The sequence below is a fragment of the Pseudomonas sp. PVC-3-1 genome (assembly GCF_057444315.1).
Genome location: NZ_CM172023.1, coordinates 2,028,698 through 2,054,405, shown reverse-complemented (window position 1 = coordinate 2,054,405; position 25,708 = coordinate 2,028,698). Strand labels below are relative to the sequence as shown.

The 25,708-nt window shown below is 58.7% G+C and carries 12 protein-coding genes, 4 tRNA genes and 6 rRNA genes; 3 read left to right on the top strand and 19 right to left on the bottom strand.

What is annotated here, in order from left to right; all coding sequences use genetic code 11:
* Nucleotides 1-339: 339 nt before the first annotated feature.
* From rimI to AC2T4A_RS09450, 6 genes are all read right to left on the bottom strand, one after another.
* Nucleotides 340-792 (bottom strand): ribosomal protein S18-alanine N-acetyltransferase, encoded by a 453-nt coding sequence (gene rimI / locus AC2T4A_RS09475; protein WP_081516411.1) that lies wholly within the window; start codon nucleotides 790-792, stop codon nucleotides 340-342.
* Nucleotides 789-1,619 (bottom strand): energy transducer TonB, encoded by an 831-nt coding sequence (locus tag AC2T4A_RS09470; RefSeq protein ID WP_416752264.1) that lies wholly within the window; start codon nucleotides 1,617-1,619, stop codon nucleotides 789-791. Before AC2T4A_RS09470 ends, rimI begins: the two co-directional genes overlap by 4 nt.
* A gap of 115 nt (nucleotides 1,620-1,734) precedes the next feature.
* Nucleotides 1,735-2,250, bottom strand: coding sequence for a DUF6160 family protein (locus AC2T4A_RS09465; RefSeq protein ID WP_478379648.1), 516 nt, complete (start codon nucleotides 2,248-2,250; stop codon nucleotides 1,735-1,737).
* A gap of 18 nt (nucleotides 2,251-2,268) precedes the next feature.
* Nucleotides 2,269-3,837 (bottom strand): hypothetical protein, encoded by a 1,569-nt coding sequence (locus tag AC2T4A_RS09460; protein WP_416752260.1) that lies wholly within the window; start codon nucleotides 3,835-3,837, stop codon nucleotides 2,269-2,271.
* Between the two features lies 1 nt (nucleotide 3,838).
* Complete coding sequence (locus tag AC2T4A_RS09455; RefSeq protein ID WP_416752258.1) at nucleotides 3,839-4,921, bottom strand: hypothetical protein; 1,083 nt, start codon at nucleotides 4,919-4,921, stop codon at nucleotides 3,839-3,841.
* Nucleotides 4,922-5,148: 227 nt separating this feature from the next.
* Entirely contained in the window at nucleotides 5,149-5,754 is a 606-nt protein-coding gene (locus tag AC2T4A_RS09450; RefSeq protein WP_054911231.1) for a hypothetical protein, read from the bottom strand.
* 217 nt (nucleotides 5,755-5,971) lie between these two features.
* Between AC2T4A_RS09450 and mksB the strand changes: the two genes are divergently transcribed.
* The 3 genes from mksB to mksF are packed head-to-tail and all read left to right on the top strand — an operon-like array spanning nucleotide 5,972 to nucleotide 10,816.
* On the top strand, nucleotides 5,972-7,246 hold the full coding sequence (gene mksB, locus AC2T4A_RS09445; protein WP_416752256.1) for an Mks condensin complex protein MksB: 1,275 nt from the start codon (nucleotides 5,972-5,974) through the stop codon (nucleotides 7,244-7,246).
* Nucleotides 7,236-7,985: an Mks condensin complex protein MksE gene (gene mksE, locus AC2T4A_RS09440; protein WP_416752254.1), complete on the top strand. Its 750-nt coding sequence runs from the start codon at nucleotides 7,236-7,238 to the stop codon at nucleotides 7,983-7,985. The genes mksB and mksE overlap by 11 nt, the downstream gene beginning before the upstream one ends.
* On the top strand, nucleotides 7,982-10,816 hold the full coding sequence (mksF, locus tag AC2T4A_RS09435) for an Mks condensin complex protein MksF (protein WP_416752252.1): 2,835 nt from the start codon (nucleotides 7,982-7,984) through the stop codon (nucleotides 10,814-10,816). The genes mksE and mksF overlap by 4 nt, the downstream gene beginning before the upstream one ends.
* Before the next feature lie 198 nt (nucleotides 10,817-11,014).
* On the opposite strand, the gene AC2T4A_RS09430 is transcribed toward mksF, so the two are convergent.
* The 13 genes from AC2T4A_RS09430 to AC2T4A_RS09370 all read right to left on the bottom strand — a co-directional run bounded on the left by AC2T4A_RS09430 (nucleotide 11,015) and on the right by AC2T4A_RS09370 (nucleotide 25,510).
* The gene (locus AC2T4A_RS09430) at nucleotides 11,015-13,315 is read right to left on the bottom strand and encodes a PqiB family protein (protein WP_486743158.1); all 2,301 of its coding nucleotides are present in this window, start codon (nucleotides 13,313-13,315) and stop codon (nucleotides 11,015-11,017) included.
* Nucleotides 13,308-13,928, bottom strand: coding sequence for a paraquat-inducible protein A (locus tag AC2T4A_RS09425; RefSeq protein ID WP_478379653.1), 621 nt, complete (start codon nucleotides 13,926-13,928; stop codon nucleotides 13,308-13,310). Before AC2T4A_RS09425 ends, AC2T4A_RS09430 begins: the two co-directional genes overlap by 8 nt.
* Entirely contained in the window at nucleotides 13,915-14,571 is a 657-nt protein-coding gene (locus AC2T4A_RS09420) for a paraquat-inducible protein A (RefSeq protein WP_416752246.1), read from the bottom strand. Before AC2T4A_RS09420 ends, AC2T4A_RS09425 begins: the two co-directional genes overlap by 14 nt.
* Before the next feature lie 254 nt (nucleotides 14,572-14,825).
* Nucleotides 14,826-14,941 (bottom strand): 5S ribosomal RNA (gene rrf / locus AC2T4A_RS09415).
* Nucleotides 14,942-15,076: 135 nt separating this feature from the next.
* Nucleotides 15,077-17,967 (bottom strand): 23S ribosomal RNA (locus AC2T4A_RS09410).
* A gap of 229 nt (nucleotides 17,968-18,196) precedes the next feature.
* A tRNA-Ala gene (locus AC2T4A_RS09405) sits at nucleotides 18,197-18,272 on the bottom strand.
* 27 nt (nucleotides 18,273-18,299) lie between these two features.
* A tRNA-Ile gene (locus AC2T4A_RS09400) sits at nucleotides 18,300-18,376 on the bottom strand.
* A 64-nt stretch (nucleotides 18,377-18,440) separates the two neighbouring features.
* A 16S ribosomal RNA gene (locus AC2T4A_RS09395) occupies nucleotides 18,441-19,977 on the bottom strand.
* Nucleotides 19,978-20,359: 382 nt separating this feature from the next.
* Nucleotides 20,360-20,475: ribosomal RNA gene (rrf, locus tag AC2T4A_RS09390) — 5S ribosomal RNA — on the bottom strand.
* 134 nt (nucleotides 20,476-20,609) lie between these two features.
* Nucleotides 20,610-23,500, bottom strand: a 23S ribosomal RNA gene (locus AC2T4A_RS09385).
* Nucleotides 23,501-23,729: 229 nt separating this feature from the next.
* Nucleotides 23,730-23,805, bottom strand: a tRNA-Ala gene (locus AC2T4A_RS09380).
* 27 nt (nucleotides 23,806-23,832) lie between these two features.
* Nucleotides 23,833-23,909, bottom strand: a tRNA-Ile gene (locus AC2T4A_RS09375).
* Nucleotides 23,910-23,973: 64 nt separating this feature from the next.
* Nucleotides 23,974-25,510 (bottom strand): 16S ribosomal RNA (locus AC2T4A_RS09370).
* Together the 16S, 23S and 5S rRNA genes with 4 tRNA genes alongside form the textbook arrangement of a ribosomal RNA operon.
* Nucleotides 25,511-25,708 lie beyond the last annotated feature (198 nt).

Genomic DNA, 25,708 nt, shown 5'->3' with positions numbered 1-25,708 from the left:
GCGGGGGATGACGCATTGAGGGCTCTAGGCTGGGCTATCGCGACGCGAGCCTAGCGAAGAGTGCTGTTGACGGCTGGGAGCTCATCACCGACGGGAGTTCGCGAGCAAGCTCGCTCCTACAAAAAAAGCGCGCCGGCGCGGGGGCGAGGAGAGGCCAAAGGGAATGCGATCGCGGACAGAGCCATCTCCTATGTAACCCTGACGTCTCAGCCGATTGCTAATCGTGGCCAATGGTGCAGAGATTCAACAGTAGGAGCGGATCTCATCCGCGAAATCCTTCCCGGAACTCGGCTTCAGGCGGTCGCGGGCAAGGTTTGCCGCTATGGGCCCCTGCGCCGGTCAATCGACCAGCGTGCAGGCCATCACCAGCGCGTCTTCACGACCGCCGACTGCCGGGTAGTAATCCCGGCGGCGGCCGATTTCGTTGAAGCCATAGCGCTCATAGAGGCGGTAGGCGGGGCCGTTGGAGGCGCGGACTTCGAGGAAGCATTCCACACCACCCTTTTCGTGGGCGCGCTTCATCAGGTGTTCCAGCAGAGCCAGTCCGAGGCCGCGGCCTTGGCTTTCCGGCTTGACGGTGATGTTGAGCAGATGCGCTTCATCGAGAATCAGCTGGATCACGCCGTGGCCGACCTGCTGGCTGCCTTCGAACATCACCCAGCATTCGTAGCTTTTCAGGCCGTCGGCGAAGGTGCCGCGCGTCCAGGGGTGGCTGAAGGCGGCGTATTCGATCTTGAGTACAGCATCGAGGTCCGCCTCGGTCATCGGGCGGAAGGAAACGGCGTCGCTCATGCAGGGGTCTGACTCATCCAGCGTTGCCGCACACGGCGCATGGCGCGCCAGAGGTCGGCTTTCAAGGTAGGTTCTTCGGCCAGGCGCTCGAGTCCCGGCAGCGCCCAGGCTACGCCCAGGCCTTCGACCTGCAGCTCGCGCAGCAGGGATTCTTCATCGCCTTCGCCGGCGAAGCGCACGGCGGGCATGCCGACCAGCCACAGGCAGGAGCACGGGGCGCCCTCCTCCAGCCGCGCGGCGACGAAGCCCTGGACGAATTCGCGGGCGGCTTGCGGGCCCTGGTCCATGTTGCCGCGGGAGAACAGCGGCCAGCGTACCGGCTCACCCATCAATTGCGGGCTATCCGGCAGGCCGGCGGCGCGCAGCAGGTCTTTCAGCAGCAGGTAGGCCGGATCACGACTGGCCAGCGGTTCGCCGGTGGGCAGTTCGACCAGCAGGATGCATTCACCGGCTCGCAGCAGTTGCAGGGCGAAGCGTGGCGGCGGTGCGACGGGAGCGCGGGCAACGGGTTCGTCTTGCGCTTCGGCCGGCTCTTCAGCCTTGATCGGCGAGGGCTTGGTCGGAGCAGCGACCTTGGGCAGCAGCCGCGCGGCAATCGAGCCGGGCTCTCCGGCGGTGACCGGCGCTGCCGAGGGTGCAGCCGCCGGTACAGCAGACTCGCGGGCCACGGCGCTGGGCACAGGAGCCACGGGCTCGGCGACGATGGGCGCGGGCGTTTCCAGCAGCTCCGGGCGCGACGGGGCGGCGAACGGCAGCACCACGCGCGGCAGCCAACTGGCGACCTGCATGGCGCCAAGGTAGGCGCGGCGACGGGCTTCTTCGATCAAGGGGCGATTACCTGTGGGTGGTGCCTGCACGGGCAGGCCGACACGACGAGGCGGGATTGTCGCGTGAAACGCGCCGGGGGGAAAGGCCGGCGGGCGGAGCGCCTGTGCGAATCGCTTACGGAGTACCGAAGACGTAGACGTTGCCGGTGAGCTTGACTGCGCCGGTAGCCTGGTAGGTGAGCAGGTTGGTCTGCTGCAGTCCGCTGCCGGATACCTTGCCCTGGTTGGCGCCGCCCAGGGTGAACTGCAGGTTGGTGGCGCTGGCGTTGGTCAGGCCGATCTTCATGGCCTGGCGATTGAACAGAGCACCGTCGCCATTGAAGCCGTTGTTGATGGTCACCATGTCGATGGACATGCCGTCGAAACTGAAGGTGCCCTTGATGTTGTCCAGCACGATGTAACCGGTGCTGTTGAGCGGCTGGATCGCCAGGCGCGCGCCGCAGCCGCCGGTGCAGCGGGTATCGGCGGTATTGGCGGCGAGGTTGAAGTTGACGCTCAGGCTGACGCCGTCCTGGCCACTGACATCGGCCATTTCGTTGTCATCCAGGCCGCGCATCTCGCCGTGGGCGGTCGCGGCGGCCAGCAGCAACACGGGGGCCAGGAGTCGGCTCGAAAGGCGTGCGGTTTTCACGGCGAGTCTCCTCATGCGCTAGCGCGGCAGGTTCACGGTGCGGACGTTCAGGTAGTCGATGCGCAGGCCGCGGATGGCCTGGGAACCGACATCGGTGCCGCTGATGTTCAGGTTGCCGATGCTGATATTGCTCTTCTGCACATTCTGGTAGAAGGCCTCGTGGTTGGCCCAGGTAACGCCCGGCGCGCTGAGCATCAGGTCGCCGTTGCTGGCCACCGAGAGCGTCGCCGGCTGGTAGTTGGCGTCGCCGAGGTTGAGGTCGAAGTAGACGTTCTTGGCCACCACCTTGTTGGTGTCCGCGCAGTTCTCGCAGCCGGCGATGATCAGCTTGTCGGCGTACATCTGCAGGCTCATGGAGGCCTTCAGGCCAGCCGCGTCGCCCCACAGGTTCAGGTAGGAACCGTTGAGGGTGAAGTTCTCCAGGGCAATGGAGAAGAAGTCGGTGCGGGTGGTGGTGGCACCAGCGCTACCGTTGCTGTTGTACGCTGTGCTGGGCAGGGTGAACTTGGTGGCAATGCCGATATCCAGGCCCTGGATGCGGGTGCCGGATGAATTCTGCATGGCACCTGCAACCAATTGCACCGTGGAGACGTTCTTCTCGGTGCGGGTAATGGTGCCGCTGACGCAGGTGGTGGCGCTGCCGCCTTGCGCGCCGCAGAGCTGGACGAACTTGTCGTAGTCGCTGGCGCGCTGGCTCAGGGTGACGCCGTTGCGGCTGACGTTCCAGGCGGCGCTGAGGTTCTGCTGGGCGGCCGTCAGGTTCTCGGTGCTGCTGTTATAGGCATCCACCGAGGCGTTGTAGTTCTTCACTGCCGTGCTGTTGTTGCAGGAGATGACCACGCCGCAATCGTACTTCTGTCCGATGTCCGGGCGATTGGCGCAGAACAGACCGCATATCTGCGCGGGCGCTTCGTTGTAACGAGCGCTCATGGTGTTGTAGTTGGTCTTCTGCACCGCCTGGGCCGCATCGACCTGCGTCTCGCGCTGGTTGACCACGACCATGTCGGCGTCTATGCCGGACTTGAGCGTCACCATGTTGTTCGAATAGGTGGTCAGCAATGTGTCGCGCTGGGTCTTCAAAGCGCTCAGTTCGGCGTTGATCTTGTTGGTCGCCTGGGCCGGGTTGGTACAACCGGCGTCGCCATACAAGCAGCCCTGGTAGTAGGACCAGAGGCCGAACTTGTGGGTGTCGTTGATCGGGTCGGTCCAGGTCGGCGTCATCAGTTGCAGCGCCTCCTGGTTGGCCGGGATGTTCAGCCCTGCCTTGTACTTCACCGGGCCGAGGGTGAAGGGGTGCATGGGTGTACCGAGGTAGGCCTTGGTGTCGAGGGTGCCGCGCTGGCTGCCGGCGCCCTTGATGTACGCGCCGGTGATGTCCACCTGCACGTCCTGGTTGGCGCTGTTCTTCACCCCGGTGATCTTCGAGGTGGCAGTGGCCTGGTCGTAGCTGAAGCCATCGATGAAGAAGCCAAGGCCGGCGCCGCTGACCTCTTCCAGTTGATCATCATCCAGGGCCTTCATGCCCAGCGCCGGCAGGCTGACCAGACATCCGGCGAGACAGGCAGCTACCGCTGCGCGCCAGCTCATGTCAGCAGCCCGCCGCTTGCGAACCCATGCAGGTGGACTGCCGGGGCAGACCACGCAGGGCATCGTAGAGGTTGATCAGGATGGGATACACCGCGTCCGCGCCGCTGCCCACCTTGGGGAAATTGGCAAAAGCGCCGGACTGGGTGTTGACGAAATTGCCGGCGTTGGCGAGGTCCTGCCAGGGCACGTTCTGGTTCTGCAGAGAGAAGAAGATGCCCTGGGCGCCGGTGTTGATGTCGGTGGAGCCCGGCTTGCCGATATAAATGGTCTTGTAGTTGGTCAGGTCGAAGCAGGTCGTCAGGCCCAATGCCTGGCAGTTGCTGGTGGTCGACAGCGTCGGGATCAGCGAAGCGATCAGGCCGCCGGCGTCCGAGTGCAGCGAGTCGCCCTTGGCAATACCGATCTGCTCGGCGCGGTTGATCGGCTGGCCGTTGATGGTGGCCTCGCCGGTACCGGCCTTGAGCAGTACCACGTCGGCGTATACCGGGGTATCGCCGGCCACGGCCAGCGCCAGGCAGTTGATGATGTTCGGGCAGCCGTTGCGGGTGTAGTAGTCGTAAGCGATGGAGGCCGGGCCGTAGATCTGCCCCTGCAGGTTGCCGGTGATCGACAGGATGTCGCCGGAGAGGTCGCCCTGCGCCTTGCCGAAGCCGACACGCGCGCCTACCAGTTGGCGAACACCGTTGTTGGTCTGGAAGGCAAATTCGACATAGGGGTCGCGGATCTGGAACGGCACCACCTTGGCATCGGGAGAGTTGGCGTTGTCCACCCGCCCCAGGGCGAAGTTATTGATCAGGATGTCCGCCGGCTGGCCGGAAACGGTGGTCGAACCGGTGCGGCTGTAGTTGCCCAGGCTCAACTGATCAATGTTGGTCAGCAGGCTGACATCGGCGCCGAAATTGAGCCGCGTGTACTGGTAGTTCTGGTAGGTGGAGGCGTCGACAGTGAGCATCGCGCCCTGGCCGGAGATGGCGGACAGCTCTTCATCGTCCATCGATTGCATGCGCGCCTGGGCGGAAAAGGCCAGCAGGCCGCCGCAGAGCAAGGCAAGGGCACGCATGAGCGGACCGGAGGACTGACGCATGGCACTCTCCTTTCCTGGCCCCCTGTTGGCGGAAGCCTGTTGTTATTCGTCGGGCGTATCGGGTCAGGAAACAGGTCGAGACTCGGCGCCGTGATGCCACTATAGGAATTCACCCGCCACGGCGGGCCGACCCATAGTCGAGTAAATCGCTCCGAACGATAGACGAAGAAAGGAAAGCCGGGGGGCCGGTTGTTACCCATCGTCACACCCGGGTGACAGCGGCTGGCTTACTGATGGCGGAACAGGCCGATCAGATGCTCGGCAATCGCGCCCTTGATGGCGTCGAGGTTCAGCCGCGAATGAGCCTGCAGCTTGGCGGTGTTCAGGCGATGCAGGTGCAGCGAGGGCATGCGCGCCTCGTACTCGCGCAGGTCGCCCTTCACCAGCACCGGCAGGAAGATGTCCCCGCGCATGCGGTAACGGTTGATCAGCAGCTTCAGCCCGTCCTGGAAGGGCAGCTCACGCGAGGCCACCAGCCGGTGCTCGCCGGGGATTTTCAGGTACAGGCCGCTGTAGCCCATGGTCTCGCCGGGCAGGATGTGGATGCCGGTGGGCTCCACAGCATCACCGGGGATGTCATGGAAGGTGTCGAACCAGGCCTGCTCGTCAGGGAGGATGGTGATACCGCCTTCCTGGCTCTCCGGAATCACGAAGCTGTAGTTGCTGTAGAGCTTTTCGACATACGACGAATAGATGCACAAGCGATTTTCGAAGCGTTGCAGGAAGGCAATGGCTTCGTTGCGATCAGTGATCGCATCCAGGTCCCAGTCGAGGTCGTTCTGGCGTTCCAGTTCGGCCCAACGGGCTTTGGCGAGTGCGGCGTCGTAAGTCATCGGCGTAAATCAGACTCTGATATCTAGGTCTCTGATACAGACTTTGGCAAAAAACTTGCCAGAAAATTCAGCCATTTAGGCCAGATTTTCCGTGAGTTACGTCACAAGGACGCTGCTCGTGCAGTCGCAAACTGACGCGTTTCGTCACCCTGTCGGCCAGGGGTAGACCTTTGCAGTACAATCGCCCCCTTTGTTCATTCCGGGCCCAACCAAGCCGATGATCGATCCACGACGCGTACTACGCGCCCTCGCCGAACACTGGGTGCTGCTCGAACCGCTGTGCGAGCGCTTCGACGCCGGCACCCTGAGCCTGGTGGAGCTGCGTATTCAGCTCACCAGCCAGTTGCCCGACAGCACGCCGGTGGACATCACCGCCCTGCTCGACCAGTGGGTGCGCCTGGACATCCTCGTCCCGGTGGCCAAGAGCCCCAACCGCTTCGAGCTGAACGCGCAGATCCACGACTTCCTCGCCTACCTGCGCCAGGAGCACCGACTGGGCCTGTGCCTGGAGATCGAAGCCTACCTGCGCCACCTCGAGCGCCTGGCCGGCTACATCCGCGAGGCCTTCGAGGCGCGCGACGGCAACGACCTGGCCCGCCAGCTGCGCCTGCTCGACATGCGCGTGCGCGACGTGCTGAAGAAGCTCGCCAACGACGAACAGGCACTGGTCGCTGTGGCCGACCGGGCCAAGACCCAGGATCGGCAGATTCCGCTGCGCCAGCGCTACGCGGAAGTGCTGGCGACCTGGGACGAATACGTCGAACCGATGATCCAGCTGGTCTCCGCCGATGGCGCCTTCGAACAGGGCGTGCATCGCGTGGAACAGGTGCTGCTGCGCCTGCTCAGCGAACAGGCACGGCTCGGGCAACTGGTGGACGACGACCAACTGCTGCGCACCCACGCGCGCATCCTGGAAATGCAGACCACCGCCCAGCTCACCCTGCGCCGCGCCCGCGAACTGTTGCTGCCGTTGCGTGAGGAAGCCCGGCGGCACAACGCGATCACCCGCGGCGCCGCCCTGGCGCTGTCAGTCATCCGCCGCAAGGGCATCGATGCCGTACCGCAGGCGGCCATGCCGATGTTCACCCGGCCGCAGAGCAACTTCCTGGGCACCGCTTCCCAGGTCGAGAGCTATGTCTTCGCGCTGGCCAACTTCCAGCCAAAACCGGCGCACTTCCCCAAGGCCAGTGGCAATCGCAAGAGCGACGGCCCGCAGCGCTCGCCGCGCACCGCGCGGGAAATGCTCGACCGCTGCCAGGCCGCGCTGCCGCTGCCGGACCTCATGCAGTGGCTGCTGGAACAGGAGCCCGAAGGCGCTACCGACGAGTTGCTCTACTGGTTCTCGCGCCTCTCCCGTGATGCCCGCTTCCAGCGCGACCGCCTTGAACGGGCCCAATACGACACTCTCCAGCACAGCGTCAGCCTGTGCTCCTTCGCCCTGATCGCCGGCCCGACTGGCAAGGACACCAAGAGCGAACAGCATGCAGATTAATCTCACCGAAATGACCCAGCTCGCGCCGATCTTCCGCGAGCTGTTCAAGGGCTTCCACATCAGCCGCCGCGACCCGGAGCTGTACAGCCAGCTGTCCAACCAGCAGGACGCCTACCGCGCGCTGTTCCGCAGCCTGGGCTACGAACTGGTCTGCGATACCCGCGGCTTCTACTACTTCGTGCCCGAACAGGTCGGCGCCCAGGTGAACAAGACCGCCCAACGCCTGGCACTGTTCACCTTCATCCTCGTCGAGCACCTCGCCGACCAGGGCCGCGACCCGCTGGCCGTACTCGATGGCGGCAGCATCGGCCGCGACGAACTGCCGCCGCTGCTGGAGAAGTACCGCGACCTGTTCCTGCAGGCCGAAGTGACCACCCAGGAAGAACTGGAAGAGAAGGTGATGCGCCGCCTCACCCAGCTCGGCTTCGCCGCCGAGGACAACGGTGTGTATCGCTTCCTGCCGCCGATCCACCGCTTCCTCGACGTTTGCCTGTCGGTCCAGCAGGACCGCGACCTGGCCAGCAACCTGCACGCCAGCGAAATGCAGTTCAGCGCGCCAGTGCTGATGGAAGAGGACGACGAACCGGTGGTGATCCTCGAGTCCTATGCCGAGGAGCCGAGCGATGACCCCGCTGATGCCATCGTCATCATCGACGAACCGGCCACCACCGCAGAAGAAGAGAGCGAAGAAGACGCCCTCGCCCGCGCCATCGCCGAAGAACAGGAGGCCCAGGCATGACCCAGGAACGCTACGGCATCCGCCGCTTCGCCCTGCTCAACACCGCCGGCTACAGCCTCGGCATCTTCCCGCTGGAACAGCCGCTGTCGGTGTACGGGGCGAACAACCTCGGCAAATCGGCGTCAATCAACGCGCTGCAGTTCCCGATCCTCGCGCGCATGTCGGACATGAGCTTCGGCAAGTACAGCCTGGAAGCCTCGCGCAAGTTCTACTTCGCCACCGACACCAGCTACATCCTCATCGAGCTGGACCTGCCCAACGGCCGCCACGTGATTGGGGTCGGCGGTCGCGGCCCGGGCGGCGGCTTCGGCCACCAGTTCTTCGCCTACCAGGGCGAGCTGGACCTGGAGCACTACCAGAAGAACGGCACCTGCCTGCGCCTGCGCGAGCTGTACGCCAACCTCGAGCGCGAGGGCATCAAATCCTATGAGTTGAAGCCTGACGAGCTGCGCCGCCTGCTGGTTGGCGGCCACACCTCGATCCCGCTGGACCTCACCCTGATCCCGCTGCGCTCCACCAGTGAACAGAGCCTGAAGACCTTCCGCTCGCTGTTCATCAACCTGCTGCACATGCGCGAGATCACCGCGGCCAAGCTCAAGCAGCTGTTCCTCGATGCCTTCGAGCACAGCCTGCGCTCGGGCAGCGTCGACTACATCGCCGCCTGCGAAGAAGCCTTCCGCGACGTACGCCGCATGGAAGGCGACTACCAGGCGCTGGTCGCCGCCGGCCCGCTGGTCGAGGCCCTGGCCAACGGCGTGCAGCAGCGCGAACTGCTGCGCGGCAAGATGCACCGCCTCTCGCCGCTGCTGGATAACCTGCTGGGCACCTGGGAAGACTATTCCGGCGCGCGCAAGGAAGAGCTGGTCATCCAGGCCGAGCACTACAAGCGCGAGCAGGACGGCCTGCAGAACGAGCAGCGCGGCAGCACCGCCGAGCTGATGCGCCTGGAGCGCGAGATCAGCGAAATCCAGCGCTGGATGGGCGAACTCGCCGTGCTGAAGAACCGCTTCGCGCTGGTCGACGACGTCAAGGTACTGGAGCAGCAACTGCTCGCCGCCAAGGACGCCCACGACGAACTGGCCGGCGCCCTGGCGCACTCCCGGCAGTTCTCCAGCGAAGACCTGGAAGAACGCATGCGCGACCTGGAAAAACGCCTCAAGGGCGTTCGCCAGCAACTCGAACACGCCGACAACAACAGCTACGCCCGCCTGCGCGAGGAATTCTCCCAGCAGGACGTGGAACGCCTGATGCGCCTGTTCAACGGTGCGTTGTTCAGCCTCCCGCTGGGTGAAAAAGGCGTGGACCTGGACGAAGCCGGCCAGTGGGTCGGCAGCGTCGAGAAGATCCTCGATGCCTTCAAGGGCGAGCGCTTCGAAGTACCTGGCCTCTCCATCGATATCTCCACCATCGAGCCGCCAGCCCTGCAGGCCCTGGCCGACCGTGCGGCCCTGCGCGACCAGAAGGAGCGCCTGGAGAAGGAGCTCAAACAGCTCAAGACCCAGCAGGCCGTCGCCGCCGACCGCAATGCCAGCAAGGCGCAGGCGGACAAGTTCTATCAGGACGTGCTCGATGCGCAGAAGGCGCTGGAAGACTTCCGCCGCAGCCAGACCCTGAACGCCGAGGAGCCGGGCAAGCTGGAACAGCTCGCCCAGCTCGAAGCCACCCAGGACGAACTCAAGCGCTCCGCCGACGCCTTCACCGAACGCGTCCAGCAACTGTCCGCCAAGCTGCAGCTGATCGGCCGCCAGCTGGCCGACATGGAAGCCAAGCAGCGCACCCTCGACGACGCCCTGCGCCGCCGCCAGCTGCTGCCGGCCAACCTGCCCTTCGGCATCCCGTTCATGGACCCGGTCGACGACTCCATGGACAACCTGCTGCCGCTGCTCAATGACTACCAGGACACCTGGCAATCGCTGCAACGCGTGGACGGTCAGATCGAAGCGCTATACGCCCAGGTGCGCCTGAAGGGCGTGGCCAAGTTCGACAGCGAGGATGATCCGGAGCGTCGCCTGCAACTGCTGATCAACGCCTATGCGCACCGCACCGACGAGGCCATGACCCTGGCCAAGGCGCGCCGTGCGGCAGTCACCGACATCGCCCGGACCCTGCGCAACATCCGCAGCGACTATGACAACCTGGAACACCAGTTGGCGCTGTTCAACCGCGAGATCAACAAGCGCCAGGTATCGAACCTGCAGAGCTTCCGCATCGTGCTGGCGCCGAACAAGGACGCGCTCAAGCACATCGACCAGATCATCCACAGTGCCGGCCAGTACGAAGAAGGCGAGAACCTCTCGGTTTTCGACCTGACCCAGAGCGCCGAGCAGGATGCGAAGAACGAGGAAGCCAAGGACTACCTGTCGCGCCTGGTGGCGGCGAACAACAACCAGTTGGGGCTCAAGGACCTGTTCGAGCTGGCGTTCGAGATCACCAAGATGGGCGGCCAGCCGATCATGCACACCGATATCGACGGCGCTGCATCCAACGGCACCACCATGACCATCAAGGCGCTGACCAACATGTACCTGTTGCTGCACCTGATGGACCGCGAGCAGGCCGGCCGCGTGCGTCTGCCCTACTACCTCGACGAGGCGGCGGACATCGACGAACGCAACCAGTCGGCACTGCTGGAGACCAGCCTGCAGTTGGGCTTCGTGCCGATCCTGGCGAGCGTGAAGCCGCAGGTCTCGGCCCAGGTGGCCATCGACCTGGAAGGCGGCAGCGGCCCCAATGGTATCTACATCGACGAGGCGGACTGGAAGTACATCCGCCGCCGAGATACCGAAAAGGCTGCGCACAACGATGTGGAAGCCAGCGCCGAACCGGCGTAGCGCTTTCTCGGCGTTAATGAAAAAGCCCCGCCATGCGGGGCTTTTTCTTTCCGACCGCCCCCGTTCATTGTAGGAGCGAGCTTGCTCGCGAACCTCTCTGCACCGAGGCCGGCGGTTTCGCGAGCAAGCTCGCTCCTACCCCCACCATTGCAGTGAAAAAGGGCCGCAATAGCGGCCCTTTTCGTGTTTGACTTCAACTCACTTCGCCTTGCCTAGCGGGATCTTCGGCGCCCAATCCAGCCACTCGTCATTGGCCTCGTCGAACAGCGCAAAGGTCTGCCCAGGTTTGGCCGGCGAGCCCATCTCGGCATTGTTTGGCGTGGCGAAGGCAACGCCGCCCGCGAGGATGGTCTCCATCGACTCCGTGCGCACCTTGACGCCCTTGAACAGCCCGGCATCCACCCCGACACCACTGGTGTTCCAGAACCGGCTGCCAGTCCGCGCAAGCGCCGCATATCGCGGCTCGATGAGGATGTGGATCAGCACGCGATCCGCCGTTTCGCCCAGCTCGAAAGAGGTCACCTTGCCCACCTGGACTTCGCGATAAGTCACCGGCACGCCGGCCTTCAACGAACCGCGCCGGGCAGCACTGAGCGTCAGACGCAGGCCATCGGCATCCAGCAGGCGATTCGGCTCGCCACCCAGCAGGCTGAAGCTGGTTTGCGCCTGCCCCGCTGCGGGCGCCGGCAGCACCTCGATGTACTGGCCGCTGACAATGGTGCCCAGGTTGCTGACACCCGACAGGCCCACTTGCGGCCCCACCACCCAGAAGCGTGTACCTTGGCGAGCGATACGATCCGCCCCACGGGTAAGGCGCGCTTTCAGTTGCACGGTCTGCAGGTCCTTGCTCAGTTCCACCTGTTCGACTCGCCCGACCTCCAGGCCCTTGAAGCGCAGCACGGTCCCCTCCTTCAGACCATCGGCAGTGTCGGCACGCAACTCGATCACCTGGCCCTTGAGGTGCGCATCATCCTCGCTGTCGAACAGCACGAAGCGCCGCACCTTGGTGATGGCCGCGGCCTTGGGATCAGGCGTATCGAAGGCAATGCCACCGGCAATCAATGTCTGCAGCGACTCGCTCTTCAGCTTGATCCCATCCAGCCCGCCACTGATGGTGACGCCGCTGATATTCCAGAACCGCGAAGAGGTGTTGACCAGATTGGCGTACTCCGGCTCGATGTGCACACCGATGACCAGGCGCGAGGGATCACGGCGGGAGAGCTGGTAGCTCTGCACGCTGCCGACCTTCATCTGGCGGTAGAGAATCGGCGTGCCGACTTCCAGCGATCCCAGCTGATCCGTGGTCAGCACCAGATGCAATCCGGGTGCATCGAGATTCAACGGGGGCGCTTTCGGGCGAATGACGAAATCACGGGTCGGCTCGCCATCGCTGGCGAATCGGACGCTGAGATAATTCCCCTTCACCAGCGCCTCGAGCCCGGTGATGCCCGCCAGCGAGATGCTGGGCTTGACCATCCAGAACTCGGTCTTGCTGTTGAGGAAGTCCTCGGTACGCGGGTCCATGGACAGCGTGGCGGTGGCGCCGTTGAAGTCCTTGTCCATGTCGATGCTCTTCACCGTGCCGACCTGCACACCGTTGTACATCACCGGAGTGCTGCCGGGGGTGAGACCGCTGACGTCGCTGACCTTGACCTTGACGCTGAGTCCAGCCTGGGCGGCGTCGAAGTCTTCGTACAGGCGGAAGGGCTTGGTCGGGTCGGTAGGCGGGCTGTCGGGATAGTTCTCCGGCGTGGCGAAGGCAATACCGCCGGCTGCGATGCTGGCCAGCGACTCGGTACGCAGCTTCAGGCCACTGAGACTGCCGGACAGGGTAATGCCGCTGGCATTCCAGAAACGCGAGTGCTTGCGCACCAGATTGGCGTAGGCCGGCTCGATGTGGACCTTCACCTCGATGGTCTTCTGGTCTTCCGCCAGCCGGTAGCTCTTCACCTGGCCGACCTGAATCTGCCGGTAATAGATAGGGCTGCCCTGCTCCAGGGAGCCCAGGCGGTCAGCCTTCAGTGTCAGGTGCAGGCCAGGCAGACTGTCAGAGAGCGGCGGCGGCTCCTTCAGCGCGACGAACTCCTTCTGCTGCTCACCCTTCACCGGGTCGATCGCGATGTAGTTGCCCGAAACCAGTGTCTCCAGTCCCGTCACCCCAGCAATGGATACCCGCGGCTTGACCAACCAGAAGCGGGTGCCTTTGCTCAGGTACTCCGCGGCCTCCTTGCGCATTTCGACCATGGCGGTCACGCCCAGGGTCGGCTTGTTCACGTGCAGATCGACGACCTTGCCGACGCCGATCCCCTTGAAGATCACCTCGGTCTTGTTGGCCTGGATACCCTCGCCGCTCTCGAACTGGATCTGGATCATGATCCCCGCCTGGTCATAGGCCCGCCACGCGAGCCAGGCACCGATCGCCAGTGCGATCAGCGGCAGAATCCAGATAGCCGACCAGTTCGTGGTCTTGCGCATCTTGGGTGTTGGGAGGTCACTCATCGTCGTTTTCCGCGTCCGTGTTATCCCAGATCAGCCGGGGATCGAAAGTCACAGCAGCCAGCATGGTGAGCACCACCACACTGGCGAAAGCAGCCGCACCAAGGTTCGCCTCGATACTGGCCAGGTTGCCGAAGTTCACCAGCGTCACCAGGATCGCGATGACGAAGATGTCGAGCATCGACCAGCGGCCGATCCACTCGATGAAGCGGTACATCACATTCCGTTGCAGGGCGGAAAGCGGCTGTCGCCGCTGTACTGAATACAGTAGCAACGCGATGCCAACGAGCTTGAAGGTAGGCACGAGAATACTGGCGAGGAATACCACGGCGGCAATGGGCACCATATCCGCGTTGATCAGCTCGACCACGCCTTCCATGATGGTTGCCGGCATGCCGTTGCCGAGGAAGTTCACCGTCATGATCGGTAGCAGGTTGGCGGGGATATAAAGGATCGCCGCAGTAATCAGCAACGCCCAGGTGCGGACGATGCTGTTGGGCCTGCGCTCGTGCACCACTGCGCCACAGCGGCTGCAATGGGTCTCGTCGTCTTCCTCGCGCCGGTTGATCTGGTGGCACTCGCCACAAACCACGATCCCGGCATCAATGGCTCGCATCGTCGAACTCCCCAGACAGCTCGCCCCAGACCTGATGGTGGGACATGGTGACCTCCAGCCAGATTTGGGTGAACAGCAGGCCAACGAAACAGGCCAGGCCGATGCTGACATGCAGCTCCGCCATGCCGATCAATTTGACGATGGAGACGAGGATGCCCATCAGGTAGACCTCGAGCATCCCCCACTCCCGCAGGTGCTGGTAGCCGCGGAGCAACAGCATGCCGTGCTCGCGCAGCGCCTTGTAGCGGATGGACACCAGCACGAACAGCTGGCACAGCAGCTTGGCCAGCGGAATCACCATGCTGCACAGGAACACCAGGACGGCGACACCGGCCATGTTCGAGTGATAGAGACCGACGACGCCGCTCCAGACGGTATCCTTGCTGGTCTGCCCCAGGATAGTGATGTGCATGATCGGCAGGAAGTTCGCCGGGATATACAGGATCAGCGCCGTCAGCACCAACGCCAGGGCACGCCGGACCATATGGGGCCGATGGATTTCCAGTTCGTATCCGCAGCGTGGGCAAACCGATCGGTGCCCGAGGGGAACGGGCTCGCGTCGCATCAGCAGGTCGCACTCATGGCAAGCCATCAGCTCATCCAGAGGCAGATCCCGCAAGGCATGTCCTTCGATATCGGGCATGTAGAAACTCAGGGAAAATTTGCAGCTATTGTAGACGACGAAAGCGCATCTTCGGTGCCCAGTCCGGGCCTCGAATATCCTGGAGAAAGCTGCCCGGGAGCCCTCTCCACGATACTCCAGCAACAGCAAGCATGCCCGGCCGCTCTCGTAGGAGCGAACCCTATTCCTGCGCCCTTCGCCGCTGCCAGCCATCTTTCCGCGCGCAAAAGCAAAACCCCCGGCCAGCGATGCTGACCAGGGGTCTTGGGATAGGAGCTTGACGATGACCTACTCTCACATGGAGAAACTCCACACTACCATCGGCGATGCGTCGTTTCACTACTGAGTTCGGGATGGGATCAGGTGGTTCCAACGCTCTATGGTCGTCAAGCAATTCTTTATGGATGCTCGTGGCAGGTGCACACGCTCATCCAGATTCGGGTATGTGACAGGTAATTTGCGGTTCACACGAACTTTCGGTTCGTTACGTCTTCACCGTACAACACACAAATTGTTTGGGTGTTATATGGTCAAGCCTCACGGGCAATTAGTATCGGTTAGCTCAACGCCTCACAGCGCTTACACACCCGACCTATCAACGTCGTAGTCTTCGACGGCCCTTTAGGGGAATCAAGTTCCCAGTGAGATCTCATCTTGAGGCTAGTTTCCCGCTTAGATGCTTTCAGCGGTTATCTATTCCGAACATAGCTACCCGGCAATGCCACTGGCGTGACAACCGGAACACCAGAGGTTCGTCCACTCCGGTCCTCTCGTACTAGGAGCAGCCCCTCTCAAATCTCAAACGTCCACGGCAGATAGGGACCGAACTGTCTCACGACGTTCTAAACCCAGCTCGCGTACCACTTTAAATGGCGAACAGCCATACCCTTGGGACCGGCTTCAGCCCCAGGATGTGATGAGCCGACATCGAGGTGCCAAACACCGCCGTCGATATGAACTCTTGGGCGGTATCAGCCTGTTATCCCCGGAGTACCTTTTATCCGTTGAGCGATGGCCCTTCCATACAGAACCACCGGATCACTAAGACCTACTTTCGTACCTGCTCGACGTGTCTGTCTCGCAGTCAAGCGCGCTTTTGCCTTTATACTCTACGACCGATTTCCGACCGGTCTGAGCGCACCTTCGTACTCCTCCGTTACTCTTTAGGAGGAGACCGCCCCAGTCAAACTGCCCACCATACACTGTCCTCGATCCGGATAACGGACCAGAGTTAGAACCTCAAGCATGCCAGGGTGGTATTTCAAGGATGGCTCCACGCAGACTGGCGTCCACGCTTCAAAGCCTCCCACCTATCCTACACAAGCAGGCTCAAAGTCCAGTGCAAAGCTACAGTAAAGGTTCACGGGGTCTTTCCGTCTAGCCGCGGATACACTGCATCTTCACAGCGATTTCAATTTCACTGAGTCTCGGGTGGAGACAGCGCCGCCATCGTTACGCCATTCGTGCAGGTCGGAACTTACCCGACAAGGAATTTCGCTACCTTAGGACCGTTATAGTTACGGCCGCCGTTTACCGGGGCTTCGATCAAGAGCTTCGCTTTCGCTAACCCCATCAATTAACCTTCCGGCACCGGGCAGGCGTCACACCCTATACGTCCACTTTCGTGTTTGCAGAGTGCTGTGTTTTTAATAAACAGTCGCAGCGGCCTGGTATCTTCGACCGGCATGGGCTTACGGAGTAAATCCTTAACCCTCGCCGGCGCACCTTCTCCCGAAGTTACGGTGCCATTTTGCCTAGTTCCTTCACCCGAGTTCTCTCAAGCGCCTTGGTATTCTCTACCCAACCACCTGTGTCGGTTTGGGGTACGGTTCCTAGTTACCTGAAGCTTAGAAGCTTTTCCTGGAAGCATGGCATCAACCACTTCATCATCTGAAAGATGACTCGTCATCAGCTCTCGGCATTAAGATCCCGGATTTACCTAAGATCTCTGCCTACCACCTTAAACTTGGACAACCAACGCCAAGCTGGCCTAGCCTTCTCCGTCCCTCCATCGCAGTAACTAGAAGTACAGGAATATTAACCTGTTTCCCATCGACTACGCTCTTCAGCCTCGCCTTAGGGACCGACTAACCCTGCGTCGATTAACGTTGCGCAGGAACCCTTGGTCTTTCGGCGTGGGAGTTTTTCACTCCCATTGTCGTTACTCATGTCAGCATTCGCACTTCTGATACCTCCAGCAAGCTTCTCAACTCACCTTCACAGGCTTACAGAACGCTCCTCTACCGCGCATCTTGCGATGCACCCGTAGCTTCGGTGTATGGTTTGAGCCCCGTTACATCTTCCGCGCAGGCCGACTCGACTAGTGAGCTATTACGCTTTCTTTAAAGGGTGGCTGCTTCTAAGCCAACCTCCTAGCTGTCTAAGCCTTCCCACATCGTTTACCACTTAACCATAACTTTGGGACCTTAGCTGACGGTCTGGGTTGTTTCCCTTTTCACGACGGACGTTAGCACCCGCCGTGTGTCTCCCACGCTGACACTTCCAGGTATTCGGAGTTTGCATCGGTTTGGTAAGTCGGGATGACCCCCTAGCCGAAACAGTGCTCTACCCCCTGGAGTGATACGTGAGGCGCTACCTAAATAGCTTTCGAGGAGAACCAGCTATCTCCGAGCTTGATTAGCCTTTCACTCCGATCCACAAGTCATCCCCTACCTTTTCAACGGGAGTGGGTTCGGTCCTCCAGTCAGTGTTACCTAACCTTCAACCTGCTCATGGATAGATCGCCCGGTTTCGGGTCTATACCCAGCGACTAAAACGCCCTATTAAGACTCGCTTTCGCTACGCCTTCCCTATACGGTTAAGCTCGCCACTGAATATAAGTCGCTGACCCATTATACAAAAGGTACGCAGTCACCTAACAAGTAGGCTCCCACTGCTTGTACGCATACGGTTTCAGGTTCTATTTCACTCCCCTCTCCGGGGTTCTTTTCGCCTTTCCCTCACGGTACTGGTTCACTATCGGTCAGTCAGTAGTATTTAGCCTTGGAGGATGGTCCCCCCATATTCAGACAAAGTTTCTCGTGCTCCGTCCTACTCGATTTCACTTCAAAGAACCTTTCACATACGGGGCTATCACCCACTATGGCCGCACTTTCCAGAGCGTTCTGTTAGATTCAAAGAAGCTTAAGGGCTAATCCCCGTTCGCTCGCCACTACTAAGGGAATCTCGGTTGATTTCTTTTCCTCAGGGTACTTAGATGTTTCAGTTCCCCTGGTTCGCCTCTTACACCTATGTATTCAGTGCAAGATACCCAGGTTATCCCGGGTGGGTTTCCCCATTCAGAGATCTCCGGATCAAAGTCTGTTTGCCGACTCCCCGAAGCTTATCGCAGGCTACCACGTCTTTCATCGCCTCTGACTGCCAAGGCATCCACCGTATGCGCTTCTTCACTTGACCATATAACCCCAAGCAATCTGGTTATTGTCTCGAACGTGAAGACGACATTCGCCGAAAATTCGCGCTTGAACTCGCAAATTTTACCTTGACTTGAATAATCACCAGTGAAAGAGATTATTCAGTCTACTTCTATCACATACCCAAATTTTTAAAGAACAGTTCTGGCACAAAGACCAGACATCAATGTTCGTTCAACTTGAACATTCATGTCTGAGCTTTCGACGATTAATGGTGGAGCCAAGGAGGATCGAACTCCTGACCTCCTGCGTGCAAAGCAGGCGCTCTCCCAGCTGAGCTATGGCCCCATCGGATCAGCAGCACACCACAACAATTGGTGGGTCTGGGCAGATTCGAACTGCCGACCTCACCCTTATCAGGGGTGCGCTCTAACCAACTGAGCTACAGACCCAATCGTCTAACCAGTGAATCAAGCAATTCGTGTGGGAGCTTATGAAGAAGCTGAGATCTTCGATTAAGGAGGTGATCCAGCCGCAGGTTCCCCTACGGCTACCTTGTTACGACTTCACCCCAGTCATGAATCACTCCGTGGTAACCGTCCCCCTTGCGGTTAGACTAGCTACTTCTGGAGCAACCCACTCCCATGGTGTGACGGGCGGTGTGTACAAGGCCCGGGAACGTATTCACCGTGACATTCTGATTCACGATTACTAGCGATTCCGACTTCACGCAGTCGAGTTGCAGACTGCGATCCGGACTACGATCGGTTTTATGGGATTAGCTCCACCTCGCGGCTTGGCAACCCTCTGTACCGACCATTGTAGCACGTGTGTAGCCCTGGCCGTAAGGGCCATGATGACTTGACGTCATCCCCACCTTCCTCCGGTTTGTCACCGGCAGTCTCCTTAGAGTGCCCACCATAACGTGCTGGTAACTAAGGACAAGGGTTGCGCTCGTTACGGGACTTAACCCAACATCTCACGACACGAGCTGACGACAGCCATGCAGCACCTGTGTTCCGATTCCCGAAGGCACTCTCGCATCTCTGCAAGATTCCGGACATGTCAAGGCCAGGTAAGGTTCTTCGCGTTGCTTCGAATTAAACCACATGCTCCACCGCTTGTGCGGGCCCCCGTCAATTCATTTGAGTTTTAACCTTGCGGCCGTACTCCCCAGGCGGTCGACTTATCGCGTTAGCTGCGCCACTAAGATCTCAAGGATCCCAACGGCTAGTCGACATCGTTTACGGCGTGGACTACCAGGGTATCTAATCCTGTTTGCTCCCCACGCTTTCGCACCTCAGTGTCAGTATCAGTCCAGGTGGTCGCCTTCGCCACTGGTGTTCCTTCCTATATCTACGCATTTCACCGCTACACAGGAAATTCCACCACCCTCTACCGTACTCTAGTCAGGCAGTTATGGATGCAGTTCCCAGGTTGAGCCCGGGGATTTCACATCCATCTTACCAAACCACCTACGCGCGCTTTACGCCCAGTAATTCCGATTAACGCTTGCACCCTTCGTATTACCGCGGCTGCTGGCACGAAGTTAGCCGGTGCTTATTCTGTTGGTAACGTCAAAACAGCAAGGTATTAACTTACTGCCCTTCCTCCCAACTTAAAGTGCTTTACAATCCGAAGACCTTCTTCACACACGCGGCATGGCTGGATCAGGCTTTCGCCCATTGTCCAATATTCCCCACTGCTGCCTCCCGTAGGAGTCTGGACCGTGTCTCAGTTCCAGTGTGACTGATCATCCTCTCAGACCAGTTACGGATCGTCGCCTTGGTAGGCCTTTACCCCACCAACTAGCTAATCCGACCTAGGCTCATCTGATAGCGCAAGGCCCGAAGGTCCCCTGCTTTCTCCCGTAGGACGTATGCGGTATTAGCGTTCCTTTCGAAACGTTGTCCCCCACTACCAGGCAGATTCCTAGGCATTACTCACCCGTCCGCCGCTGAATCATGGAGCAAGCTCCACTCATCCGCTCGACTTGCATGTGTTAGGCCTGCCGCCAGCGTTCAATCTGAGCCATGATCAAACTCTTCAGTTCAATACTGCTTGGGTTTTGAGAAAACCCTAAACCTGGCTCAGCAATCGCATGCTCTATTTAAAGAGCTAAAACTCTCGAATTCACGAGTGTTACTTGCGTTGCTGATAATCAGTCGATCATCAGTCTTACATCACAAGCACCCACACGAATTGCTTGATTCAACTTGTTAAAGAGCAGTTGGTTAAGGCTTTCGTCTCAACCGAGGCGCGCATTCTACGCTAACCTCATCTTTCGTCAAGCTTTATTTTTCGAAAATTTCTTTTCTACTCAATCGCCTGGCTTCTGAGAGTCTCGACTCTCGTCAGCAGCAAGCACAAATCATGTGCTTACACTAATAGGCAAAGCCCCGGACAGCGAAGCTGACCGGGGCTTTGGGATAGGAGCTTGACGATGACCTACTCTCACATGGAGAAACTCCACACTACCATCGGCGATGCGTCGTTTCACTACTGAGTTCGGGATGGGATCAGGTGGTTCCAACGCTCTATGGTCGTCAAGCAATTCTTTATGGACGCTCGTGGCAGGTGCACACGCTCATCCAGATTCGGGTATGTGACAGGTATTTGCGGTTCACACGAACTTTCGGTTCGTTACGTCTTCACCGTACAACACGCAAATTGTTTGGGTGTTATATGGTCAAGCCTCACGGGCAATTAGTATCGGTTAGCTCAACGCCTCACAGCGCTTACACACCCGACCTATCAACGTCGTAGTCTTCGACGGCCCTTTAGGGGAATCAAGTTCCCAGTGAGATCTCATCTTGAGGCTAGTTTCCCGCTTAGATGCTTTCAGCGGTTATCTATTCCGAACATAGCTACCCGGCAATGCCACTGGCGTGACAACCGGAACACCAGAGGTTCGTCCACTCCGGTCCTCTCGTACTAGGAGCAGCCCCTCTCAAATCTCAAACGTCCACGGCAGATAGGGACCGAACTGTCTCACGACGTTCTAAACCCAGCTCGCGTACCACTTTAAATGGCGAACAGCCATACCCTTGGGACCGGCTTCAGCCCCAGGATGTGATGAGCCGACATCGAGGTGCCAAACACCGCCGTCGATATGAACTCTTGGGCGGTATCAGCCTGTTATCCCCGGAGTACCTTTTATCCGTTGAGCGATGGCCCTTCCATACAGAACCACCGGATCACTAAGACCTACTTTCGTACCTGCTCGACGTGTCTGTCTCGCAGTCAAGCGCGCTTTTGCCTTTATACTCTACGACCGATTTCCGACCGGTCTGAGCGCACCTTCGTACTCCTCCGTTACTCTTTAGGAGGAGACCGCCCCAGTCAAACTGCCCACCATACACTGTCCTCGATCCGGATAACGGACCAGAGTTAGAACCTCAAGCATGCCAGGGTGGTATTTCAAGGATGGCTCCACGCAGACTGGCGTCCACGCTTCAAAGCCTCCCACCTATCCTACACAAGCAGGCTCAAAGTCCAGTGCAAAGCTACAGTAAAGGTTCACGGGGTCTTTCCGTCTAGCCGCGGATACACTGCATCTTCACAGCGATTTCAATTTCACTGAGTCTCGGGTGGAGACAGCGCCGCCATCGTTACGCCATTCGTGCAGGTCGGAACTTACCCGACAAGGAATTTCGCTACCTTAGGACCGTTATAGTTACGGCCGCCGTTTACCGGGGCTTCGATCAAGAGCTTCGCTTTCGCTAACCCCATCAATTAACCTTCCGGCACCGGGCAGGCGTCACACCCTATACGTCCACTTTCGTGTTTGCAGAGTGCTGTGTTTTTAATAAACAGTCGCAGCGGCCTGGTATCTTCGACCGGCATGGGCTTACGGAGTAAATCCTTAACCCTCGCCGGCGCACCTTCTCCCGAAGTTACGGTGCCATTTTGCCTAGTTCCTTCACCCGAGTTCTCTCAAGCGCCTTGGTATTCTCTACCCAACCACCTGTGTCGGTTTGGGGTACGGTTCCTAGTTACCTGAAGCTTAGAAGCTTTTCCTGGAAGCATGGCATCAACCACTTCATCATCTGAAAGATGACTCGTCATCAGCTCTCGGCATTAAGATCCCGGATTTACCTAAGATCTCTGCCTACCACCTTAAACTTGGACAACCAACGCCAAGCTGGCCTAGCCTTCTCCGTCCCTCCATCGCAGTAACTAGAAGTACAGGAATATTAACCTGTTTCCCATCGACTACGCTCTTCAGCCTCGCCTTAGGGACCGACTAACCCTGCGTCGATTAACGTTGCGCAGGAACCCTTGGTCTTTCGGCGTGGGAGTTTTTCACTCCCATTGTCGTTACTCATGTCAGCATTCGCACTTCTGATACCTCCAGCAAGCTTCTCAACTCACCTTCACAGGCTTACAGAACGCTCCTCTACCGCGCATCTTGCGATGCACCCGTAGCTTCGGTGTATGGTTTGAGCCCCGTTACATCTTCCGCGCAGGCCGACTCGACTAGTGAGCTATTACGCTTTCTTTAAAGGGTGGCTGCTTCTAAGCCAACCTCCTAGCTGTCTAAGCCTTCCCACATCGTTTACCACTTAACCATAACTTTGGGACCTTAGCTGACGGTCTGGGTTGTTTCCCTTTTCACGACGGACGTTAGCACCCGCCGTGTGTCTCCCACGCTGACACTTCCAGGTATTCGGAGTTTGCATCGGTTTGGTAAGTCGGGATGACCCCCTAGCCGAAACAGTGCTCTACCCCCTGGAGTGATACGTGAGGCGCTACCTAAATAGCTTTCGAGGAGAACCAGCTATCTCCGAGCTTGATTAGCCTTTCACTCCGATCCACAAGTCATCCCCTACCTTTTCAACGGGAGTGGGTTCGGTCCTCCAGTCAGTGTTACCTAACCTTCAACCTGCTCATGGATAGATCGCCCGGTTTCGGGTCTATACCCAGCGACTAAAACGCCCTATTAAGACTCGCTTTCGCTACGCCTTCCCTATACGGTTAAGCTCGCCACTGAATATAAGTCGCTGACCCATTATACAAAAGGTACGCAGTCACCTAACAAGTAGGCTCCCACTGCTTGTACGCATACGGTTTCAGGTTCTATTTCACTCCCCTCTCCGGGGTTCTTTTCGCCTTTCCCTCACGGTACTGGTTCACTATCGGTCAGTCAGTAGTATTTAGCCTTGGAGGATGGTCCCCCCATATTCAGACAAAGTTTCTCGTGCTCCGTCCTACTCGATTTCACTTCAAAGAACCTTTCACATACGGGGCTATCACCCACTATGGCCGCACTTTCCAGAGCGTTCTGTTAGATTCAAAGAAGCTTAAGGGCTAATCCCCGTTCGCTCGCCACTACTAAGGGAATCTCGGTTGATTTCTTTTCCTCAGGGTACTTAGATGTTTCAGTTCCCCTGGTTCGCCTCTTACACCTATGTATTCAGTGCAAGATACCCAGGTTATCCCGGGTGGGTTTCCCCATTCAGAGATCTCCGGATCAAAGTCTGTTTGCCGACTCCCCGAAGCTTATCGCAGGCTACCACGTCTTTCATCGCCTCTGACTGCCAAGGCATCCACCGTATGCGCTTCTTCACTTGACCATATAACCCCAAGCAATCTGGTTATTGTCTCGAACGTGAAGACGACATTCGCCGAAAATTCGCGCTTGAACTCGCAAATTTTACCTTGACTTGAATAATCACCAGTGAAAGAGATTATTCAGTCTACTTCTATCACATACCCAAATTTTTAAAGAACAGTTCTGGCACAAAGACCAGACATCAATGTTCGTTCAACTTGAACATTCATGTCTGAGCTTTCGACGATTAATGGTGGAGCCAAGGAGGATCGAACTCCTGACCTCCTGCGTGCAAAGCAGGCGCTCTCCCAGCTGAGCTATGGCCCCATCGGATCAGCAGCACACCACAACAATTGGTGGGTCTGGGCAGATTCGAACTGCCGACCTCACCCTTATCAGGGGTGCGCTCTAACCAACTGAGCTACAGACCCAATCGTCTAACCAGTGAATCAAGCAATTCGTGTGGGAGCTTATGAAGAAGCTGAGATCTTCGATTAAGGAGGTGATCCAGCCGCAGGTTCCCCTACGGCTACCTTGTTACGACTTCACCCCAGTCATGAATCACTCCGTGGTAACCGTCCCCCTTGCGGTTAGACTAGCTACTTCTGGAGCAACCCACTCCCATGGTGTGACGGGCGGTGTGTACAAGGCCCGGGAACGTATTCACCGTGACATTCTGATTCACGATTACTAGCGATTCCGACTTCACGCAGTCGAGTTGCAGACTGCGATCCGGACTACGATCGGTTTTATGGGATTAGCTCCACCTCGCGGCTTGGCAACCCTCTGTACCGACCATTGTAGCACGTGTGTAGCCCTGGCCGTAAGGGCCATGATGACTTGACGTCATCCCCACCTTCCTCCGGTTTGTCACCGGCAGTCTCCTTAGAGTGCCCACCATAACGTGCTGGTAACTAAGGACAAGGGTTGCGCTCGTTACGGGACTTAACCCAACATCTCACGACACGAGCTGACGACAGCCATGCAGCACCTGTGTTCCGATTCCCGAAGGCACTCTCGCATCTCTGCAAGATTCCGGACATGTCAAGGCCAGGTAAGGTTCTTCGCGTTGCTTCGAATTAAACCACATGCTCCACCGCTTGTGCGGGCCCCCGTCAATTCATTTGAGTTTTAACCTTGCGGCCGTACTCCCCAGGCGGTCGACTTATCGCGTTAGCTGCGCCACTAAGATCTCAAGGATCCCAACGGCTAGTCGACATCGTTTACGGCGTGGACTACCAGGGTATCTAATCCTGTTTGCTCCCCACGCTTTCGCACCTCAGTGTCAGTATCAGTCCAGGTGGTCGCCTTCGCCACTGGTGTTCCTTCCTATATCTACGCATTTCACCGCTACACAGGAAATTCCACCACCCTCTACCGTACTCTAGTCAGGCAGTTATGGATGCAGTTCCCAGGTTGAGCCCGGGGATTTCACATCCATCTTACCAAACCACCTACGCGCGCTTTACGCCCAGTAATTCCGATTAACGCTTGCACCCTTCGTATTACCGCGGCTGCTGGCACGAAGTTAGCCGGTGCTTATTCTGTTGGTAACGTCAAAACAGCAAGGTATTAACTTACTGCCCTTCCTCCCAACTTAAAGTGCTTTACAATCCGAAGACCTTCTTCACACACGCGGCATGGCTGGATCAGGCTTTCGCCCATTGTCCAATATTCCCCACTGCTGCCTCCCGTAGGAGTCTGGACCGTGTCTCAGTTCCAGTGTGACTGATCATCCTCTCAGACCAGTTACGGATCGTCGCCTTGGTAGGCCTTTACCCCACCAACTAGCTAATCCGACCTAGGCTCATCTGATAGCGCAAGGCCCGAAGGTCCCCTGCTTTCTCCCGTAGGACGTATGCGGTATTAGCGTTCCTTTCGAAACGTTGTCCCCCACTACCAGGCAGATTCCTAGGCATTACTCACCCGTCCGCCGCTGAATCATGGAGCAAGCTCCACTCATCCGCTCGACTTGCATGTGTTAGGCCTGCCGCCAGCGTTCAATCTGAGCCATGATCAAACTCTTCAGTTCAATACTGCTTGGGTTTTGAGAAAACCCTAAACTTGGCTCAGCAATCGCATGCTCTATTTAAAGAGCTAAAACTCTCGAATTCACGAGTGTTACTTGCGTTGCTGATAATCAGTCGATCATCAGTCTTACATCACAAGCACCCACACGAATTGCTTGATTCAACTTGTTAAAGAGCAGTTGGTTAAGGCTTTCGTCTCA